This is a genomic window from Cryobacterium sp. AP23 (assembly GCF_054075385.1).
In genome coordinates this window covers 1,549,398-1,567,582 of the sequence record NZ_CM133415.1, presented here as the reverse complement: position 1 = coordinate 1,567,582, position 18,185 = coordinate 1,549,398, and the positions used below count along the sequence as shown (strand labels likewise).

Annotated in this window: 17 protein-coding genes; 8 read left to right on the top strand and 9 right to left on the bottom strand. The window is 69.4% G+C overall.

Annotated features, from left to right (window positions below; genetic code table 11):
* Positions 1–296 precede the first annotated feature (296 nt).
* Together ACU5E9_RS07440 and ACU5E9_RS07435 are read left to right on the top strand one after the other, a co-directional pair.
* Positions 297–887 (top strand): NADPH-dependent FMN reductase, encoded by a 591-nt coding sequence (locus ACU5E9_RS07440; RefSeq protein ID WP_456812982.1) that lies wholly within the window; start codon positions 297–299, stop codon positions 885–887.
* Positions 884–1,468, top strand: coding sequence for a flavin reductase family protein (locus tag ACU5E9_RS07435; protein WP_456812981.1), 585 nt, complete (start codon positions 884–886; stop codon positions 1,466–1,468). Before ACU5E9_RS07440 ends, ACU5E9_RS07435 begins: the two co-directional genes overlap by 4 nt.
* A 382-nt stretch (positions 1,469–1,850) precedes the next feature.
* On the opposite strand, the gene ACU5E9_RS07430 is transcribed toward ACU5E9_RS07435, so the two are convergent.
* Positions 1,851–3,059, bottom strand: coding sequence for an MFS transporter (locus ACU5E9_RS07430; RefSeq protein ID WP_456812980.1), 1,209 nt, complete (start codon positions 3,057–3,059; stop codon positions 1,851–1,853).
* A gap of 175 nt (positions 3,060–3,234) precedes the next feature.
* Here ACU5E9_RS07430 and ACU5E9_RS07425 point away from each other — a divergent pair, with 175 nt between their 5' ends.
* From ACU5E9_RS07425 to ACU5E9_RS07415, 3 genes are all read left to right on the top strand, one after another.
* The gene (locus tag ACU5E9_RS07425) at positions 3,235–3,978 is read left to right on the top strand and encodes a GntR family transcriptional regulator (protein ID WP_456812979.1); all 744 of its coding nucleotides are present in this window, start codon (positions 3,235–3,237) and stop codon (positions 3,976–3,978) included.
* A gap of 141 nt (positions 3,979–4,119) precedes the next feature.
* Positions 4,120–5,214 carry an asparaginase gene (locus tag ACU5E9_RS07420; protein ID WP_456812978.1) on the top strand — a complete coding sequence of 365 codons (1,095 nt, stop codon included), beginning with the start codon at positions 4,120–4,122 and terminating at the stop codon, positions 5,212–5,214.
* Between the two features lie 404 nt (positions 5,215–5,618).
* Positions 5,619–6,428: a nuclease-related domain-containing protein gene (locus ACU5E9_RS07415; RefSeq protein ID WP_456812977.1), complete on the top strand. Its 810-nt coding sequence runs from the start codon at positions 5,619–5,621 to the stop codon at positions 6,426–6,428.
* A 70-nt stretch (positions 6,429–6,498) separates the two neighbouring features.
* On the opposite strand, the gene ACU5E9_RS07410 is transcribed toward ACU5E9_RS07415, so the two are convergent.
* The gene (locus tag ACU5E9_RS07410; protein WP_456812976.1) at positions 6,499–6,987 is read right to left on the bottom strand and encodes a ribosomal maturation YjgA family protein; all 489 of its coding nucleotides are present in this window, start codon (positions 6,985–6,987) and stop codon (positions 6,499–6,501) included.
* A gap of 84 nt (positions 6,988–7,071) precedes the next feature.
* Positions 7,072–7,932: an LLM class flavin-dependent oxidoreductase gene (locus tag ACU5E9_RS07405; RefSeq protein WP_456812975.1), complete on the bottom strand. Its 861-nt coding sequence runs from the start codon at positions 7,930–7,932 to the stop codon at positions 7,072–7,074.
* A gap of 137 nt (positions 7,933–8,069) precedes the next feature.
* Between ACU5E9_RS07405 and ACU5E9_RS07400 the strand changes: the two genes are divergently transcribed.
* Complete coding sequence (locus ACU5E9_RS07400) at positions 8,070–8,642, top strand: dihydrofolate reductase family protein (RefSeq protein WP_456812974.1); 573 nt, start codon at positions 8,070–8,072, stop codon at positions 8,640–8,642.
* Positions 8,643–8,658: 16 nt separating this feature from the next.
* Here ACU5E9_RS07400 and ACU5E9_RS07395 read toward each other — a convergent pair whose 3' ends face one another.
* Positions 8,659–10,941: a putative bifunctional diguanylate cyclase/phosphodiesterase gene (locus ACU5E9_RS07395; protein WP_456812973.1), complete on the bottom strand. Its 2,283-nt coding sequence runs from the start codon at positions 10,939–10,941 to the stop codon at positions 8,659–8,661.
* Positions 10,942–11,276: 335 nt separating this feature from the next.
* The gene (locus ACU5E9_RS07390; RefSeq protein ID WP_456812972.1) at positions 11,277–13,031 is read right to left on the bottom strand and encodes a DUF222 domain-containing protein; all 1,755 of its coding nucleotides are present in this window, start codon (positions 13,029–13,031) and stop codon (positions 11,277–11,279) included.
* A 134-nt stretch (positions 13,032–13,165) separates the two neighbouring features.
* Here ACU5E9_RS07390 and ACU5E9_RS07385 point away from each other — a divergent pair, with 134 nt between their 5' ends.
* The gene (locus ACU5E9_RS07385; RefSeq protein WP_456812971.1) at positions 13,166–13,918 is read left to right on the top strand and encodes a hypothetical protein; all 753 of its coding nucleotides are present in this window, start codon (positions 13,166–13,168) and stop codon (positions 13,916–13,918) included.
* Positions 13,918–14,679: a hypothetical protein gene (locus ACU5E9_RS07380; RefSeq protein ID WP_456812970.1), complete on the top strand. Its 762-nt coding sequence runs from the start codon at positions 13,918–13,920 to the stop codon at positions 14,677–14,679. The genes ACU5E9_RS07385 and ACU5E9_RS07380 overlap by 1 nt, the downstream gene beginning before the upstream one ends.
* Before the next feature lie 26 nt (positions 14,680–14,705).
* On the opposite strand, the gene ACU5E9_RS07375 is transcribed toward ACU5E9_RS07380, so the two are convergent.
* The 4 genes from ACU5E9_RS07375 to ACU5E9_RS07360 all read right to left on the bottom strand — a co-directional run bounded on the left by ACU5E9_RS07375 (position 14,706) and on the right by ACU5E9_RS07360 (position 18,160).
* The gene (locus tag ACU5E9_RS07375) at positions 14,706–15,839 is read right to left on the bottom strand and encodes a hypothetical protein (RefSeq protein WP_456812969.1); all 1,134 of its coding nucleotides are present in this window, start codon (positions 15,837–15,839) and stop codon (positions 14,706–14,708) included.
* Positions 15,840–15,855: 16 nt separating this feature from the next.
* On the bottom strand, positions 15,856–16,518 hold the full coding sequence (locus tag ACU5E9_RS07370) for a DUF2510 domain-containing protein (RefSeq protein ID WP_456812968.1): 663 nt from the start codon (positions 16,516–16,518) through the stop codon (positions 15,856–15,858).
* A gap of 332 nt (positions 16,519–16,850) precedes the next feature.
* Positions 16,851–17,150, bottom strand: coding sequence for a CDGSH iron-sulfur domain-containing protein (locus ACU5E9_RS07365; RefSeq protein WP_456812967.1), 300 nt, complete (start codon positions 17,148–17,150; stop codon positions 16,851–16,853).
* On the bottom strand, positions 17,147–18,160 hold the full coding sequence (locus ACU5E9_RS07360; protein ID WP_456813511.1) for an iron-containing redox enzyme family protein: 1,014 nt from the start codon (positions 18,158–18,160) through the stop codon (positions 17,147–17,149). The genes ACU5E9_RS07365 and ACU5E9_RS07360 overlap by 4 nt, the downstream gene beginning before the upstream one ends.
* Positions 18,161–18,185 lie beyond the last annotated feature (25 nt).

Below are 18,185 nucleotides of genomic sequence, written 5' to 3'. Positions count from 1 at the left end.
TCGGCGGCGCAAGGCGTCGCATCCGCAGTCATCGACTGGCTCCGGGGTGGCGAAACACAGTTGTAATAACCGGGACACGCAGGCGCAACGGGGCGAGCACAGAATATGAGTGCGACGTAAGCCGTTGCTCACCATCTGAGACACCAATCCTCAGTGGCTCACTCATCGAATTCGATGACGAAGCTATGCATGTCCGCGCCGACAGGTGTGCACCCCACGCACACAACGAGGCGCTCTCGATTGGTAGCCCGGCATCGAATTCGTGACCTGATCCAGTGGTTCGATGGAGGAACACGATGCTGAAAATAACCATTCTGGTGGGCAACCCCAAGCCCCAGAGCCGCACCCTCAAGCTTGCGGAAACGCTGGTCGACGAGCTGCTCGTCGCCGGCACCTACGACCTGCGGGTCATCGACCTGGCCGAGCACTCGAGCCACATTTTCCAGTGGCCGTCGCCGGAAATGTCCGAGCTCAACCAGGCCGTCGCCGACAGCGACCTGCTCGTTGTCGCCAGCCCCACCTACAAGGCCACCTACACGGGCCTGCTCAAGGGCTTCCTCGACCGCTATGCGGCGAACGGCCTGCGCGGCGTCACCGCGATCCCGGTCATGACCGGCGCCGACCTCAGCCACTCGATGGGTGTCGACGTGAACCTGCGCCCGCTGCTCGTCGAGCTCGGCGCGAGCGTGCCGACCAAGGGGCTGTACTTCGTCACCGGCCAGATGGAGAAGATGGAGGAGATCGTGGCCGCCTGGGCCGCCGAGAACCTCGCTGTGCTCCGACTGTTGCAACCTCTGGTGATGGGCATGTTGGGCAAGAACCCCGAGACGGATGTGCAGACCGCGTCCGACGCATCCGCCACCGTCTCGACGGGAGCCGGCGCATGAGCCCCCGCGACCGCACCGACGCCCCGGTCGACCTCGACCTGGCCACGGCCCTCGAGCCGACCGACCAGCACGGCCTGGAAACCATCAGCAGCAACCCGAGCGACATCCGCGGGGCGTTTGGCAAGTTCCCCTCCGGCGTGGCCGCGTTGTGCGCCGAGATCGACGGCGAACCGACCGGCCTGGTGGCCTCGTCGTTCTCCGTCGGGGTCTCCTATGAGCCGCCGCTGGTGCTGTTCTCGGTACAGAACAGCTCCACCACCTGGCCGGTGCTGCGCCAGGGCGCCCGGATCGGCGTCTCGATCCTCGGCAGCGAGCACGCCCGCGAGTGCTACCAGCTGGCCTCCCGCAAGGGCGACCGGTTCGCCGGACTGGACACCCGCACCACCGACCTGGGTGCGCTGTTCATCGAGGGCTCCTCGCTCTGGCTGGACTGCGAGATCTACTCGGAGACCCCGGCCGGCGACCACACCATCGTGCTGCTCGAGGTGAAGTCGCTCAAGGTGATCGACGACCACGACCCGCTGATCTACCACTCGGCCGCCTTCCGCAGCCTGCTGCCCGCCGAGCCCAAGGCCGCGTAACCCGCGCCTCGGATCCAGCATCGCCGGCGTGGCACGTCTCGTGCCACGCCGGTTCCCCTTTCGCGCCGGTGTCGTGCCAGCGCCGCGCCACCGACGTCGCGGTTTCAGCACCGGCGTGAATGCGCGTGCCCGGCGCATCCGCGTGTCGTCACAGACCGGATGCGCCGGGTGCCAGCGCGGCAACGGCCTCTCCGCCCAATCGGAGGGGCCGTTCCTGCGTTCGCCACCCGCGCGTCACCCGCGCGCCACCCGCGCGTCTCAGTGCATAACTCCTGCAATTTCTGCCGCGGCGGGTGGCGGATGCCGGAAACACGGGGGAGTGCGCCGCGACCACAGAATTCTGCAGGAGTTATGCCTCCGCCACCCCGAGTCGGGCTACCGGTCAGAGGTGGTCGTGCTCGGCGTCGGCGCGGGGCACGACGGGCACGGCGAGCGCCGGGAACACCGCGGCAACGGCGAAGGTGAGCGGGTAGCCGACCACGCCGATCAGGGCGCCCATCAGCGGACCCACCATCGACGCGGCGATGAACTGGCCGGTGTTCTGCACGCCGAGGGCCTTGCCCGACCAGCCCGGCCCCGCCATCTCCGCCACCGACGTGAACGCCAGTCCGTTCGGTGCCACGGTGCAGGTGGTCGCGAGCACGAACACCACCGCGGCGGCGCCCCAGTGCGCGGCATCCACCGCGGCCAGCAGGAGCAGCACGCTCGCCACGCTCACCGCCACCCAGCGGAGCGGCCGCACCCGGCTGCCGACCCGGTCGCTCACCACGCCGATCACGATGCGGCCGATCGCGCCGACGAATTGCGCGGCGCCCACGAGCACCCCGGCGGCCAGGGGCTCCCAGCGCTGCTCGCTCACCAGCCAGACCAGGCCGAAGGTGGAGATCGTGAACTGCGGCACCACCAACAGGACGGATGCGGCGTGGATCCGCCAGAGGAACCCGCTGGTGCGGTACGGGTTGCGCGGCGCCGCGACCGGGGCCCCGGCCGGGACGGCCACCCGGGGCGGGTTGGCGAGCCCGATCGCGCACGCCACGGCCAGCACGGCGGTGAGGGCGAACGGCACGAACAGGGCGGCGCCGACCCCGGCATCCGCGGCGATCACCGGGATGGTGACGGCCGCGACGGTGACGCCCAGCGGCTGCGACATCTGCCGGATGCCCATGGCCAGGCCGCGTTTGTGCTTGGGGAACCAGCCCACCACGATGCGCCCGCTGGCGGAGTTGGTGCTCGCCGACGCCATGCCGCCCAGCAGCAGGAACACCCCAAGCCAGACGTAGCCCTCGGCGAGCATCGCGCCGCCGGCGGCGATCGCGGTGAGCAGCAGCCCGCCGGCGATCACCCATTTCTCGCCGATCCGGTCGGCCAGGGCGCCCCAGAGGATGAGGGTGAGCACCATGCCGAAGGTGGGGATCGCGGCCAGCAGCCCGGCCTGTGCGAGTGAGAGGCCCCGTTCGGTGTGCAGCAGGGGGATGAGGAACGCCGGCGCACTGACGAAGACGGTGCCGGCGGTCTGCGCGGCCACGCCGAGGGCGAGCACGACCCAGGCACGGGTGCTAACGGTCGGCGCTGCGGCGGTGGCGGTGGCCATTGGTATTCTCCTCGGTCTCACTGCTAATCTACTGGTACACCGCTTTGGTATACCAACTGGTATGACGAGGCAGACCCGGGCAAGATCCTCCCGTAAGCCGTGAGCAAAGCCCCGAAATATCGCGTTTCTTGGGGTTTTGCTCACGGCTCGCGGGATGTTGAGGGATGGATTGAGGATGACCAACGTGCTTGTCTCGCAGACCGTGCAGCTCTACGACCGGCTGCGGGCAGCCATCCTGTCGCTCGACCTGGCACCGGGGGAGCGGCTCACCGAGCGCGGCCTGGAGGCCAGCTTCGACGCGTCCCGCACGCCCGTGCGCGCCGCCCTCGGACGCCTCGACACCGAGGGCCTCGTGCAGAGGGACGGCCGCGGCTGGATTGTCTCGCCGATCGACCTCGCCGAGATCGGCGCGCTCGCCGAGCTGCGCGAAGCCGTGGAGGGCGCCGCCATCCGCCTGGCCGTGCACCGTGCGTCGGCCGAGGACATCGCCGCGGTGGCCGTGCTGCTCGACGCCGCCCACCCCGTCGACGGCGCCGACGATGCGGATGCTGCGGAGGAGCAGGGCGTTCGCGCCGGCGGTGACTTCCACGAGCAGCTCACCCGGCTTTCCGGCAACCCCGCCATGGTCGACACCGTGCGTGGCGCCATGACCCGCCTGGCCCGCACCCGCTGGCTCGAGGTGCGCACCCCGGCCGCCCGCGAGCAGGCCTGGCAGGAGCACCGCGCGGTGCTCGACGCCCTCGCCGCCGGTGACGTCGACACCGCGGCACGCCTGCTCACCAACCACATCCGCGGCACCAACGAGCGCCTGCTCGAGGCGCTCGCCGCCGACAGCCGCCGCCTGCGCGGCCACGGCCTCGCCATCGTCCCGGACACCCCGCACCCGGCCGCGCCAACCCCCGCCGCCCCGAGCCCCTAACTGTTCCCCGTGCGGACAATTGCACCCGGTGCGCCGGGCCCAATTGTCCGGAAAGGGAACAGTTGCCGCACCCATCTACCGCCCCCACCGACCCGCTGATCCACTTACCGACCCGCACACCACCCACGCCGAGGAGCCCCGATGACCACGCCAGAGACCGGCCAGCCGGCAGCGTCCGCACCTGCTGCAGCACCCGTACCCGCAGGAGCACCCGCATCCGCCCCCGACACGCACCTGCCCCGCGTCGCCGTGCTGCTCACCGGCGGCACCATCGGCAGCGGCGGCCACGACGCCCAGGACCGCCTCGACTACGTCGACCTCGCCAAGGTACTCACCGACGAGGAGGCCCTCCCGCTCTACACGTTCCCCGACGGCATCACCGTGTACACCCGCCGGTTCTCCCGCATCCGCAGCAACGATGCCTCCGTCGACTTCTGGCTGCGGCTGCGCCAGTCGATCCTCGACACCATCGCCGACGACGCGGATGTCGCCGGCATCGTGGTCGCGCACGGCACCGCCACGCTCGAGGAGACCGCTTACTTCCTGCACCTCACCGTGCCCACCGAGGTACCGATCGTGGTCGTCGGCGCGCAACGCCCGCCCACCGCGATGGGGTCGGATGCGCAGCTCAACCTGGCCAACGCGGTGCGGGTCGCCGCGTCGCCGGCATCCGTCGGGCACGGGGTGCTCGTGGCCATGGACGACGAGATCCTCTCCGCCCGCGACGTCACCAAGTCCGACAACCACCGCCTGCACACCTTCCAGGCCCGCGACCACGGCCGGCTCGGCGACATCGACCCCTACGGCCAGGTCTGGTTCTACCGCAAACTGCTGCGCCGGCACACCACGACCAGCCGCTTCGCCACGGAGCTGCCCGGCTACGACACCCCGCTGCCGCGGGTGGACATCGTCACCATGTACTCCGGCTCCGACGAGCTCGCCTTCACCGCGGCCCTCGCCAACGGCGCCCGGGGCGTGGTCGTCGCGTCACTGCCGCCGAGCATGAACCCCACCGCGGTGGATGCGGCGATCGACGCCGCCAGCGCATCCGGAGTCACTGTCGTGCAGTCCAGCCGCGCTAGCAGCGGCCGGGTCGCTCAGCGGCGCGGCCTGAGCGAGCGTGGCGTGATCGCCAGCGACACCCTCTCGCCCCAGGCGGCACGGCTGTTGCTGATGCTCTGCCTGGCCGCGGGCCTGACCCACCCAGAGATCATCGCCGCCTTCGCCGCCTACTGAGCCCCGGCCATCCGCAAACCGGCGGTGGGACTCGAACCCACACGTCCCCCCCTCGTCCCCCCCCGGGCCCAGCCAACTGTTCCCGAAACGGACAATTGGGCCCGGTGTGCCGGGTGCAATTGTCCGCACGGGCAACAGTTGTGCGTTCCGGCGCCGGTTTGCCGCGCCCCAGCACCGGCCACGGCCATCCGCTGTGCGGCGTCACTCGTTGTGGGGGTGCCGCCGGGTACCCGCGGCTCGCTAACCTCAAACCACCGAACGCGGTGGGCGGCTCGCCCGCACTGCTCCCCGGATGGTCTGCACGCCCCGAAGCGGCGCACATCCGAGTGGCGGTCCCAGCACGACCGCCCCGTCTGCACGGTCTTCCGAGCGCAACCGCGTCTGGTCGCGTCCAAAGGAGCCACGTGACCCTGAACCCACCCGCCATGCGCAATCGCATCGCTGCTCAGCTGGTCATCGAACACCTCCTTTCGCGCCAGACCGCGGTGCCGCCGCGCACCCGGGTGGCCCGCCTGTTCGGCAAGTCCCCGCTCTGCCCCGAGAGCCTGAGCTGGTACCTCGGCGCGCAGGGCGAGATCACCGTGGGCAAGCTCCTCACCACCCTGCCGGTGGACTGGACCGCCTTCCACGCCGTGCCGATCGGCAAGAACGCCACCGACATCGACCACATCCTGGTCGGCCCCGGCGGCATCTTCACCATCAACACCCAGCACCCCTGCGGCAAACACATCTGGGTGGGCGCCCGCGCCGTCATCGTCTCCGGGCACAAGAAGGCCTACCTGCCCGCTGCCGAGCACGAGGCCGAACGGGTCACCACCGTGCTGCGCGAGCGGATGCCGCTGGTCGCGCCCGCACAACCGGTGGTCGTTCTGGTCGATGCCAAGCAGATCAGCTTCCGCGCCAAGCCCGCGCAGGTGAAGGTGCTCGACGCCCGCGGCCTGGTGGACTGGCTGGAGAAATTGCAGCCGGTGCTCAGCGACGAGGAGATCGCCGAGGCCGTGGTGATCCTCGACAGCCCCGCCACCTGGCACGAGCGACCGAGCCCGGCCGATGCCGACGTCATGACCCGGTTCGACGCCCTCGACGGGCAGGTGCGGCGTGCGCGCATCCGCCGGGTGCTGTGGACCACCGCCGGGGTTCTCAGCGTGGGCGGCGGCGCGGTAGGCGCGGCGCTGCTGCTCGAGAAGGCGCTGCTCGGCGCCCTCGCCGGCTGACCCCACGCGCGCACGCGCGCGAGCTGTCTCGCCGGCTCAGCTGACGCGTCAGGCTGACGAGCCAGAACCCTCAGTCCAGCGGCCGCCAGCTGGTCACCAGCGTGGCGCCGAGCGCGCCGACCAGGTACGCCACCAGATCCACCGCGGTGAAGGTCGTGCCCAGCAGCAGCCGGCTGGGCGGGAATACCTCGGCTAGGCCGGCGGGCACCCCGGTGAGCTGGAACAGCTCGATGCCGGCGCACAGTAAGAACGTGACCAGGCCGATCCGCCAGCCGGAGGCCCGCACGAAGACGAACGCCAACACGACGAAGAGCATGACCGCATACAGCGCATCGGCCACGAAGTCGCCGGCCGGTCCTTTAATGGCAAAGTGCACAACCAGGCCGGTCACCAGGATCAGCCCGGCGGTCGCGGCCAGCAGCCATCGATGGTGAGTCGACGGAGGCCGCAGGGACATCTCGCCGGTGACCTCGAGGAGGTCACGCTTGCCTTGCACCTGCAACGCGGCGGCGTCGGAGGCCGGGTAGCCCGACGGGAAAACCCGGTTGAGTTGCGTCATAACGAAAACATACCTTGTGACGTGGCCGCGACGACGCAGTCGATGCGTTCGAATGCGCTTGCGCGGAGGCGGGATGCCGCCGGGTCACGCCCGGCCAGCGGCCACAAGTTCCTTGGCCGCCGGCAACACGGTGTCGCCGATCCGGGCGATGACGGATGCGTTGTCGCCGGACACGATGAACGTGTCGATGCCATGGAGCAGCGCCATGTCGGCCAGCTGCGCCGGATGGGTGTCCGCCGGTCCGATATTCAGCAGCCGGCGGATGCTCGCCGGTTCCCGCCCCGCCGCCAAGGCGGCCTCGTCGATGCGGGCATTGCCCTCGTCGAGCTGCTCCAGCGACTCAAGCCGGCTCAGCGTGGGCAGCCAGCCGTCGGCCGCGCTGCCGACCAATTCGAGCATCCGCAGGCCGTACGCGCCCAACCAGATCGGGATCGGGTGCGCCGGGGCGGGCCCGCGGGTGGCGCCGTCGAGCCGGTAGAACTCGCCGTCGAGGAAGATGCCGCCGCGGGTGTCGGTGTCCCAGATCTCCCGGATCACCCCGATCGCCTCCGAGAGTGCCATCACCGCCTCACCCGGCACCCGCCGGTCGGCGCCCATGGCCACGATCGCGTCCCAGAAACCACCGGTGCCCAGGCCCAGCGCCATCCGCCCGTTGGTGAGCCGGTCCAGCGACGCGGCCGACCGGGCGAGCACAGCCGGCGGACGCATCGGCAGGTTGTGCACGTTGCCGGCCAGCTGCACCCGGTCGGTGCGGGCGCCCACCCAGGACAGCAGCGTCCAGGTGTCGAGAAACTCCGGCTGATACGGATGATCCTGGAACGTCACCAGGTCGAACCCGGCTCGTTCGCTGGCGACCGCCAACGCGACCGTCGACGATGGGTCCGCCGCCAGTGGGGTGATGAACGTGCCGAAACTGAGCGCGGTGCCGTAGTCGCCCCCGGTCATCACGCGCCCCCGCGCGAACGCGACAACATTGTCGGCACGAGACCACCTCCTTTTGTGCACAGGCACCCTAGCGCGCCCCCGCGCCGCCCAACAGTCGACCCCTCGCCGTAGTCGGCGGCCGCTGCTACCGTGCTGGCATGACCACCAATCCCGACCCGGTCGGCGGGCCCGCCGCGTTGATCGGCTGCGTCTTCGTCGGCACCAGCCTCGACGGCTTCATCGCTCGGGAGAACGGCGATTTCGACTGGCTCACCGCCGCGGGCGATGCGCTGGGGGAGACCGGCTACGACGAGTTCTTCGCCAGCGTCGACGCCATGGTGCTCGGCCGCGGCACCTTCGACACCGTGAGCATGTTCCCCGAGTGGCCGTACGCCGGCAAACGGGTGTTCGTGCTCAGCCGTACCCTGCTGCGCAGCCACACCGGCCTCACCCAGCCGGACACCACCATGCACGCCACCCTCGGCGATGTGCTCGACGCACTCCGCGCCGAGGGCCGCCGCCGGGTATACGTCGACGGCGGCCGCACCATCCAGAGTTTCCTGCGCGCCGGGCTGATTCGCGAGATCACCATCACCCGGGCGCCCGTGCTGCTGGGCTCCGGCATCCCCTTGTTCGGCCCCCTCTCGGGCGACGTGCACCTGCGCCACGTAGGCACCCGCGAGCTGGGCGCCGGCTTCACCCAGTCCAGCTACGAGGTGCTGCCGTCCTGATCGATCCGGATGCGTATCAGCCGATGGCGGCGCGGTCCGCCAGCGCCAACCACTCCACCAGCTGCTCCGTCGGCAGGGCCCTGCAGTACAGGTGTCCCTGCGCCGAGTCCGCGCCCATCTGCGCCAGCAGCTCCTGCTGGTCGGGCCGCTCCACACCCTCGGCGATGGTGGTGATGCCCAGCTTGGCGCTCATCTGCACGATCGCCTCCACCACGCTGCGGTCGACCGGGTTGCTGAGCGCCCCGGCCACGAAGCTCGCGTCGAGTTTCACCACCGTGATCGGCAGCATCCGCAACGTCGACAGCGACGCATAGCCCGTGCCGAAGTCGTCGATGGCGATGTGGATGCCGTGGTCGGCGAGGGTCTTCAGTCGCTCCACCGCCGCCAGCGATTCCAGCACCACCGTCTCGGTGAGCTCGAGCACCAGCTGGCTGGCGGGCAGGCCGCTGTCGGCCAGGCACCAGAGCACCGAGTCCACGAAGTGGTCGCTGTCCAGCTCCCGGGCGGAGACGTTCACCTGCACCCGCATCGGCTCGCCCGCCCGCGCCTCCGGCCAGGTCACCGCATCCATGCACGCCTGACGCAGCACGAACGCACCCATGCCCACGATGGCGCCGGAACTCTCGGCCAGGCCCACGAACTCCTCGGGCTGCAGCAGACCCCGGTCCGGATGCTGCCACCTCACGAGCGCCTCGGCGCCGGTGCAGCGCAGGTCGGTGAGCGACACCACCGGCTGGTAGTGCACCACGAGCTCGCCGCTGCCGGCGGCCCGGCCCAGCTGCCGCTCGAGCGACACCAGCGACGGTTCGCCCTGCAGTAGCCCGGGCGTGTACGAGCGCACCCGGCCCTTGCCCTGTGCTTTCGCGGAGTACATGGCCACATCGGCCTGATGCACAAGCTCGTCCAGGTCGCTGCCCGGTCCGGCGGATGCGACGCCCACGCTGGCGCCGATCCGCACGGGGCGCCCGTCCACGAGGATGGGCGCGGCCAAGGAGCCCACCATGCGCTGCCCGATCGCCTCGGCGGCGGCATCCGTGGTGCCGGTGAGCACCACCGCGAACTCGTCGCCGCCGAGTCGCGCGCACACGTCTTGCGGGCGGGTGCAGTGCCGCAGCCGGTCGGCCACCTCGGTGAGTACGGCGTCGCCGGCCTGGTGCCCGAGCTGGTCGTTTACATCCTTGAAGTCGTCCAGGTCGAGGAACAACACGTGCACCCCGGCCGAATCGCCGTGCCTGGCGAGTTCGTCGGCGAGCTTGGCGGTGAACGAGGCCCGGTTGTCGAGCCCCGTGAGCGGGTCGCTCTTGGCCTGCGCCGTGAGCTGCCGGTGGGCATCGCTGTTGCGCAGGGCCAGGTTCACCTGGTTCACCAGACTGCGCACCGACAGGATGGTGCCCTCGGGGATGCGCTTGGGCGCTCCGACCAGCAACCAGGCGTCCTCGTCCTCCTCGGTGAGGGCCACGCAGTCCCACTCCAGGGCGCTGCCAACGGCGTCATTGAGCGGGGCGGCGTTGCCGATACGGGCCTGGTCCAGGGCGCCGGGGGAGTCCACAACAGTGCCGGGCATCGTGCCGGGCAGGTCGGCGAACTGCCCGGTGCTGGCGGAGATGACCAGCAGGTCCCCGTCGCGGGTAGCCTTGAGCACTCGCAGCCCCGGCGTGGTCGAGCCCAGCTCGTTGGCCGTGGCCCAGGCCAGTCCCCGGATGCGATCCGGGTCGGTGAGGCCCAGCAGCTTGGCGCCGGTCTCGTTGAGGGCCTTATCCCGCTCAATCGCCCAGTCGTGCGCCTGCAGCCCGGCGCGCAGCTGCCCGGCTACCAGGATGGTGAGCAGCATGATCGACACCACCCCGACCAGCTGAACCGGAGCCATCGCACCGGTGTGCCCGGGGAACAGAGGCCACAGCATCGTGGCGGCGATCAACACCATCGTGTAGAGCGCGCCGCGCGCCGCCGAGCGCCAGGACGAGCCGTACAGGGTGCGTGCCCACACGCAGGAGATGATGAGGGGAGTGACCGCCGAAGGGTTGGTGCAGGCCAGGGCGAACGCCGTGAGGGCGACAGCGTCGAGCACCTCGAGGCTGAACGGCACCCGTTGACGCAGATAACCGAAGATCTGCGAGCCCCAGAGGGTGAACGCGGCGACCGTCGCGAGCAGCAGTGCGGCCGGGTTGACGCTGACTGTAGCCAGGGCCTCGGGCAAGGTGAACAACACCGACAGCATCGCGAGCCAGGTGAACAGCCATCGGGTTCCGTGCAGGATGCCGGTCGGCCGACGTACGAGCGTCGGCAGAGCGTCTCGCAATCCGATTCGAACGGGTTTCCCGGGCGTGGACCATTCCCCGACTGCGACCATCTGACTGCGTTCCCTCACCGTGTGTTCCCGGCGAGAAGCCACCCAGAGGTGACAGCGTCGACACGTAGTTTGAACTTAGCAGTGAGTTGTTCTCAGTCTGACCGCCGAAGGTCCTGCCGCGTGGGCCGGACTACGCCGACGGGATGAGCCCCCAGCGTGAGCGGCTCGCCGCGGCCGACGAGGCGAATCTGGTGCTCGACCATGGCGCCACCTTTGCACGCGCCCTGGCCGACGAACTGGCATGCCTCAGCGAGTGACCGGTCGCCAGAGGGCCGGAGTGGCGGCTACGCGGCTCCGTTGGCGCGGTGTCCCTTGGGCGGGCGCCACTTCTGCGCCGGATCGAGCCAGACCGGGCCCTTCACCTCGGGCATCCCGTTCCGCATCCGGATCTGCCAGCCCGATGAGTTGATGGTCTGGTGGTGGTACCAGCACAGCAGCACCCCATTGGTGATTTCGGTCTTGCCGCCGTATTGCCAGGGGATGACGTGGTGCACCTCGGTCCACTGTGGCGGGCACTCGCAGCCGTCGTACACGCAGCCGCCGTCCCTGGCGGTGATGGCCTTGCGTTGCTGTGGGGTGAAGCACCGGCTCTTGCTGCCCAGCCCCAGCACGGCGCCGTTGGCTCCGATGTAGACGGGTTGCATTCCGCCGTTGTCGATCATTTGCTGAACGGTTTTCATCGAGATCGGTGCATCCACGCCATCGATCCAGCCGACTGCGGTGAGATCGACCCCGTTCGGACCGAGGAGGTCCGTGGCATTCACGTGCACCATCACGGTGGGTGGCATTCCACCCATGGTGGGTGTGGTCGGATCCTGTGCGACCTGGGTGAAGACGCCCCGGAGGATGTCGGCCTGCTTCTGCCCTCCGGTGCGGTCGTCGAGGGCGTCGCCCGGCACGAGCTCGCCGGCGTCGATGCGTGCCTGCTCCTCCGCCGAGGGGAAGGAGGGCCGCGAACGGGCGGAGAGGAAGGTATTGAAAACGTTGGAGATGATGCCTTTGAGGTCTGGGGTGACCGCGCCGCGCAACGGGAAGAGGCCGTCCTTGAGCTTGCCGAAGCCGAAAGTGGATTTGACGTCGGGGGTGGCATGATTCGGCACGACCCCGTCGGGGCTCAGCACCGCTTGCCATTCCCGTCCCATGCCCGGCAGCAGGTCGGCCGGAAAGGTGAACCCGGCGGAATCGCCCAACCGGCAGATCGGGTCGGCGCCGTTTCCGCTCACCACGGCATCCGGGTCGGTATCGGCGCCGGACGTGCGACCGAACACCGAGCCGGTGGCCGATTCCACCAGTGCGGTCTCGCCGTTGTCGACCTGCACGGGGTCGGCATCGAACCGACCTTGAGGCTTGTAATCAGCGAGCGCCTCCACGATGTTCGCGGCCGACTCAAAGCCCAATTCGCCGGCTGCCATGGCCGCCGCCACAACGGGAAACACCGGGTCCAACCTCGTTCCCCCGCTGATCCTCGGGGCGACCTTGTCGCCGAGCTTGACCCGGCGGTTCATCTCCCAGGCAGACGCATTGGTCAGCCGGGTGAGCAGCTCCGACGGGGTGGCGGCGCCCATCCGCCAGGCGAGGGACTCGCGACCCAGACCCCGGCGGGCCCGGTCGGCGACGACGGCGGCGGTGCCGACCTTGGCGGCATCCACCGGGCGGCCCAGGGCCTCGACCGCCTGCATCAGGGCGACGGCTTCCGGGTCGGCCAGCCCCACGATGTCAATGGATGCGAGTGCCGCCAGAAAGGTCTGTCTGGCGTGGTCGATGGTGCGCAGCTTCTCACCGAAGGTGCCGGTGTGGGCCCGTTGCACGGCGGGCAACTCTGAGGGGTCGCGCCAGACCGGCCGGGGCGGCCGTGCGGCAGCCGGCTGACGCGGCCCGGCGTTGTCGGGGGTCGCCGCGACGCTTGAGGCGCCCGACTGCGCCGCGTCGGGTGCGGGTACCGCGAGGCTGGTGTTCCAGTCAGCCGAAACGGGCCTAGCGGGAGGTTTTCCTGCTTTGCCGGTGGATCCATCTGAACTGCCGATCAGCTCTTCATCCATGCACCCATTCTGACACGATTACAGATTAAATGTGAATGTTTCTCATGTTATCCACACGGTAATTTCGTGAGTGCATTCGAGCACGGGCGGGCGCGCCTAGCCCCGCCCCGACGGCCGGGTGTACTTTCTTGGCTGTGGAAGGCTTCACGAATTCGGAGGCCGACCGCGAGCTAGAGGAACTGCGCGCGAGGGCCTACGGTCCGCATCCCGACATCGGTTTTGATCCTGCGGCTCTCGCGAGGTTGCGCGAACTCGAGGCGGCGCACCGCCCCGACGCAGAGCGTCGGGCGGATGACTCCACGAGCGACAGCGCATCCGCTGCGGCTGCCGGGCCGGAGGCTGCCCGGCTGTCGCGACCAGCGAAGGCGGGCACGTTGCGGTCGTTGCTGCACCGCGCGACGGCGACGTGGTGGAGTCGCCTCGCCTGGGCGGTTGGCGCACTGGTCGTCGCGACCGGGATCATCGCGGCGGTGTTCCTCGCGTCCGCACCGCGTCCGGTCGAGGCCCTCCGCCCGGCCGCGTCCGTCACCCTGCAGCCCACCCCGGGGGAGCCCGACCAGGAGTTGCAGAGGATGGTGGACGAGGGAGCGCCCTGGTTCGCGATCGACACCTCAACCCTCCGCGCCTATGGGTCCTATCTCGGCCTCGAAGTCTGGACCGGCGTAAACGCGTACGGTTCGCCGTGTCTGCTGGCGGCGCACCGGGCCAACAAGAACCTCGCGGAAGCGCGCTGCGCTCCGCCTGCGGCAGACCTCATCCTGGACATCGAATCGGCCGGGGACGGGTTCGTCGGGTTCGAAGGTCTCCCCGGCGACGGCATCGTCCGGTTCATTCAGCGTGACAACACGGTGCGGGGTGACGTCTACCTCATGCCGGAGGCGGACTGATGGACTCGCCCGTGCTCCCGCCGGATGCCGAACGCGAACTGGATGACCTCCGCCGGAGGGCATACGGTCCGCATCCCGATATCCAGTCCGACCCTGCTGCGCTGGCACGGCTGACGGAACTGGAAGCGGCACACGCCGGGAAGACACTCGGCGGCGGCCACGTCACTGAACCCGCGGACGGCGCGCGGCCGGCCGACTCCGCCCGTCCGTCCGCAGCAGATCAAGCGGACCCGACCGACGGCACCGACCCCGAGGAGGAGGACAGCGAGGCAGCGACGCGGACGCTGTGGCATCGACTCACAGGTTCCCGCATCGGGCGTGGCCTGGCCCTGGCCGGTGCGCTGGCGGTCATCATCGCCCTGGCATTCGGCCTGGCGCGACTGCTCGTACCCCAGCCCGATGCCACCCTGCATCAACTCGCTGACGAGGCGGACGACGCCGTGATGTCGGTGCTGGATTTCCTCGGAACGGATGCCGACCTCTCCACCGTCCGCGGCTTCGAAGAATATCGGGGCGTCGAACCCTGGTTCGTGGTGGAAAACACTGGGGAGCACTGCTTCATGATCATCCAACGGTCCAGTCGCACGGTCGACGGCGCCAATTGCGTGCCTCCCGGGGTCGAGCAGTTCGCGGACATCGGTGAGTGGCCCCTCATCGGGCCCAGCTTCACGGAAAACCTCCCGGACGGGAGCGTCATCCGGTTCCACTACCGCGGCGACTCGGTGGATGTCTACGTCTATCCCACGACCGCGGGCGACTGAGCTCGGGGCCAAGCGCTCCCACCGGTCTAAAGAATGTTCGACACGATGACCGCGACGATCAGTGCCGTGGCCCCCAGAATCCACAGGAACAGGCCCGGCGCAACGTTCATCCGCAGTCGCCGGCCCCGCTTGGCGACCCGTCCCGAGGTCGTCCGGGCAGCCGTCGCCGGGAATACCGCGGCGGCGGTCGTCGCCGCACGAGGTTGCACCGGCACGCGATCGTCCCGCCAGCGCTCCCACCGACCGATCTTGTCGGTCAGGGCGGATGTCGCATCCAGCAGCCCCTGCCAGGCCGTCGGGTCGAGCGTCACCACGTCGCGGGCCGTGACGAAGAACAGCCAGTCGTCGACGATCTCCACATCGAAGCCGTGCACCCGGTCGATCAGGCGGGCCATCACATCCGGCGTAAAGAGGTAGAGCGCATCCCGCTCGTACTCCGCCGGGCAGTACAACGTGAAGTGCTCGTTGAAGTCGCCCTCGAGAGTGAGCCGTTGGGCCCGGTCGGGAGTCGCCGCCGCCGTGAGCGCCCGGCCGTTGCGGGCGTGCAGCACGATGTGCGGCAGCCGCGTCGACAGCCGGATCGCGCACAGGCCGCCGAATTGGCTGGTCTGATTGCCGTTCGTTCCGGGTCTCAGCTCGTAGTTGGCGAACTCGACCCGTCGAGGCGAGATCGGTCGCATGATGCGGGTGAGCACCAGCTGCCCGCGCTCGGTCCAGGGTGTGAGGTGGGTGCCCGGTTTTGGTCCCGGGTCGTAACTCATCCCGTTCTCGGTCGCGAACCGGGACAGCCGGTAGTGCCGGGTAGGGGTGCCCCGGCGGGCTGCGGTGCGCAGGTGCAACCAGAGCATCAGGATGGCTGCGAACAACAGGAGCGCCACGAACGCGGCCATGCCCCACAATTGCCCGACCATGTCCGGGGCGCCTTCGCTGATCTCCTGCGAGATTCCGAAGACCATGGTGAGAACGCCGAGCGCCCCGGCCGTACCGCCCACCAAGGCAATCGTGCGCCGAACCGGGGTGAGCTTGCTCCGAACCGCCGGATATTTCTCGGCGAACGGCCGGTAGAACCTGCGGACCGCGCGCCGCGTCACCCGAGCGGTGAGCGCTCCGGTGCGCAACCCCGTGTCCTCGACCGGTGCCCCGGCACCTGGTCCGCTCATGAGATTCCCCGTGAATTCAATTGACGCCGCTCATCGAATCACTGAGCATTCCGATCACCCACACGATGAAGGCGCCGAGGGCGAAGAGCCCCACGGTGACCGCCAGCCAGCCCAGCACGATGTTGGCCAGCGCCACCCACAGCGGAACCGACCCACGAATCGTGTTGCCCCGCAACACGACGGCGCGGGCGATCAGATACGCCGGAGCCCCCAACACCGACCAGGCCCAGTGCGGCACCCGCGGATGCTGCCACTCGCGCAAGCGCCGCGAATCCAGAACCGCCAGTCCCGCGGTCAGCGCGTGCGGAACCAGAAGGATCAGCACCCAGTAGTAGCTGGTTTCCGAGATGGCCACGGCCGACCAGAAGGCCGCAATCACCGACACCATCGTCAGCCACGGTGAGAAGGCGAGGAGCCACACCGACACGGTGCCCCAGCGCAGGCCCGGATTCACCGTCGGGGTCGCGTCGTAGGCGTACACGTTCACCACGGCCTCGTCCGGGTGCGGCTGGCCGTAGACATCCGGTGCGGCGGCATACGCGGCATCCGGACCGTAGGCAGGCGCGGTGTCCACGTCATCGGCCCTGGGAGCGAACTGGTCGGTCCAGCCCTCGCCGTCCCACCAGCGCAGCAGCGTTCCGCCGTCCGCATGGTCGTACCAGCCGGCTTCCGACGTCACCCCAGGTCGCTGTTCGCTCACTACTTCCCCCAGATCGAGCCGCAAAACCACGTCAACGGGCCGCTCCCGCCGGCGGCTCCAGAGCCCCAGTGTATTGGCCCGCCGCGACTGGATCACGACAACGCCCATCCCGCTGGTCGAGCCTGTCGAGACCTCGCGACCCGACCTCGACAACGCGCCCACCGCGCTGGTCGAGCCTGTCGAGACCCCACGACCCGACCTCGACAACGCGCCCCCCTCGCTGGTCGAGCTTGTCGAGACCCCGCGACCCGCCTTCGACAACGCGCCCCCCGCGCTGGTCGAGCCTGTCGAGACCCCGCGACCCGCCGCGATCAGGCGTGCAGTGGCGGCTGAGGCGCCGGCGGTTCCGCTTCGGTTCTGAAGCCGATGGCCTTATGGCTGCCGTCGCAGAACGGCTTGAGCGTGGAGACCCCGCACCGGCACAGGGCCACGGTCTTCCGCCGCGGCGGAATCACCTCACCAGTGGGCGTGAGAATTTCGAAGGGCCCGCGCACCAGCAGCGGGCCGTTCGGGTACGCCGTGATGCTCACCAGCTCGTCCGAACCCACCGGGGCCTGGTCGTCCAATTGGTCGTCCCACCGTTGTGCGGGCCGGTCGTCGGGCTCGGTCACGCCGGCAGCTCCGCGAATTCCGGAACCCGCAACGCGGACTCGCCCGCGGTCCACGCATCGATCTGCTGCGCGCCGGCCAGGCCGTCCACGTACAGGCCGGCGGCCGCGCCGAAGAAGATGTCCTCCAGCAGCTCGGGTTCGTCGGCGGCGAGGGAACCAGCCAGGTCGCGGGCCGCGATCTGCTCGTGCACCGCATCCGCTTCGACGTGCTCATCGAAGTAAAAGGTGACGTTCGAGTCGTAGCCGAGGCGCCGGAAGCCGTTGCCGTACATCCGGTTGGGCTGCGACGACGTCATCTCAAACGCGGCGAGATGCCCCGCGATCGCGCCCCGCAGCCGGCGGTGGGTACCGAACATGGTCATCATGTTGCTCGACGCCAGGGTGATCGCCGGAACGGAGTTGATGAAGTGGCCGTAGGTGGCGTCCAGGCCCACACCGCGCATCGTGCGCGCGAACAGCTCGGAATGCATCCGGTCGAACCGGCCGCCGCCGTACTCGTCGGCCTGAATCTCCACGAGCGCGGCCTTTGCCCGGCTGCGGATGCGGGGGATGGCCCAGGTGTGCGGGTCGGCTTCCTTGAGCTGGTAGATCGAGCGCAGGATGAGGAACTCCCGGGCCTGCTCGTCGGTGGCCTTCTTCGCCAGGTACCGGGAGACGCTCGGCCCCGAGTCCGCACCGGTCAGGTCGAACAGTGCGGCGGCGACGCTCTCCACGTCCGGGGTCGGCAGCGCGGGCATCGACACCCGCTCCCGCAGCGCCGCTTCGAACCGGCGTTCAATGGAGGCGCAGAGGGCGAGCACCTGGGGGTGCCACTCCCAGTCGTCGTCGATGCCGGTCAGGCCGCTGTAGCGCAGTTCATACGCCATGAAGAGGGCGATCTGCAGGTCATCGTCCTGCAGGATGTCGTCGGTGTTCCGCAACGCGGCGTCCAGATCCACCAGGAAGTGGCTGTGGTCGTTCGAGATTAGATCGCGGAAGTTCGAGCTGACCGGACCGCGGGCATGGGGCATTCTCACGTGTTGTTTCCTCGCTTTG